Genomic DNA, 1556 nt, shown 5'->3' with positions numbered 1-1556 from the left:
CGGACTGATATGACTTCACGTGTCAATGGGATCGGTTTTCAGGTTGTCGTGTAGACGTCATGTGAATTTCCTGAGAGCGACGTAGCAGTAAATCTCGACGGTGGATCACACTGATATTCGCGGGTTGGCTACCGCATTACAGAGGTCCGCCCAACGAGCCTGCCGCTATCTAGTGTCGCAAATTGGATGGTGTCCGTTGCGTAGTCCGTTCGCGGGTTACTCGCGTGCCGGGCTACGCCGCCTTCAGGAAACTCTTCCTCCAGAGGTTAGGGTGAGGTCAGGGGGCAGGTGTTGCATTACGCGACGTGCACCTCGCGCGGTACAGCGAGCGACATCGCCAGCCGACTGATGTCCCAGATGAATCCACTGAGTTCGCGGGCGACCGCGACGACTGCGATGTTCTTTTGCTTGCCGCGCGCGACGAGTTTGCGATAACGCCGGCACAGTCGCAACTGCGCGTCCCAGGCGCGATCGATGATGGGCTTGGGGATGCCTTCATGTCGCCGCTGGATGTCGGGGCTCACGCGTGCCGGGTGCCGGTAGCTCCAGGCGGCCTCGACTAACAGCTTTCTTGCATAGCTGTTGCCCGTCTTGGTGATGCTGCCCTGGCGCCGTTTGTTGCCGGAGGAATGTTCTGACGGGGTCACGCCGAGCCAGGCCATTAGCTGGCGCGGGTGCACGAAGCGTGAGAGATCGCCCAGCTCGGCGAGCATGCCTACGGCCGTAGTGAACTGCACACCGCGCATCGTCTGCAGGCCGAGCACGGCAGGATAGAAGCGCCAGTTGAGGACCGCCTCGCGCAGGGCGGTTTCGAGACGCTCGCATTGCGCCAGGCGGTCCTCAATCGTGCGCCGAAGCTCGTCGAGCGCGAGTTGCTGCCAAAAGTTGTCGAATGAAAACGCGCTTACCCAGCGACGGTGCGCGGTCCCCCAGTCGGCACGACCCACATAGCGCACGCCATGTGAGAGCAGGAAGGCCTTCAGGCGTTGTCGTGCACGCTTCATATCGTCTTTGGCGCTGACCCACGCACGTGCCAGATCACGGAACGCTTCATCCTCTACGGTGGGTACGTATACGGCCGACAGATCGCCGGCGCGCAGCAGGCGCACGAGTTTTATGGCGTCGCGCCGGTCAGTCTTGACGCGCTCGCCGGGCTTTCTGGGAATCAGTGACGGTGCGCACACCATGCAGTCGAAGCCCTTCTTTACGAGCTGACGGTAGAGCCCATAGCCGCACGGGCCCGCTTCGTAGACGACGCGTATGCGGCGCGCTTTGGACTGCAGGCGTTTGCACAGGCGATCGATGTTGTTCTGCGTCGTACCGATCCTGCCAAGCAGTTCGACTTCGCCGGTGCCGAGTGCATAGGCGACCGTGATCGAGTCCTTGTGAACGTCCAGGCCGACGTATAGCGTGCTATCGTTTTCCATGCTGGCCTCCGTGCGGGAAATCGCCGGGTGTGGCGCCGTCCACACCGTGCGGCTCTGGCAGCAATGCTAACCCGCGTTTGATACCTCACGGCAGGCCAGCCTCTACCTCACGTGAAGTCATACTGCCTA

The 1556-nt window shown here is 61.5% G+C and carries 1 protein-coding gene; it reads right to left on the bottom strand.

The features are described from left to right. Nucleotides 1-296: 296 nt before the first annotated feature. Nucleotides 297-1427, bottom strand: coding sequence for an IS110 family transposase (locus VSR68_RS42405; protein ID WP_342945365.1), 1131 nt, complete (start codon nt 1425-1427; stop codon nt 297-299). Nucleotides 1428-1556 lie beyond the last annotated feature (129 nt).

This window comes from Paraburkholderia phymatum (assembly GCF_038900715.1).
GTDB lineage: Bacteria > Pseudomonadota > Gammaproteobacteria > Burkholderiales > Burkholderiaceae > Paraburkholderia > Paraburkholderia phymatum_A.
Note: the sequence above shows the minus strand (reverse complement) of the source record. Positions and strands in the feature narration are given on the sequence as shown.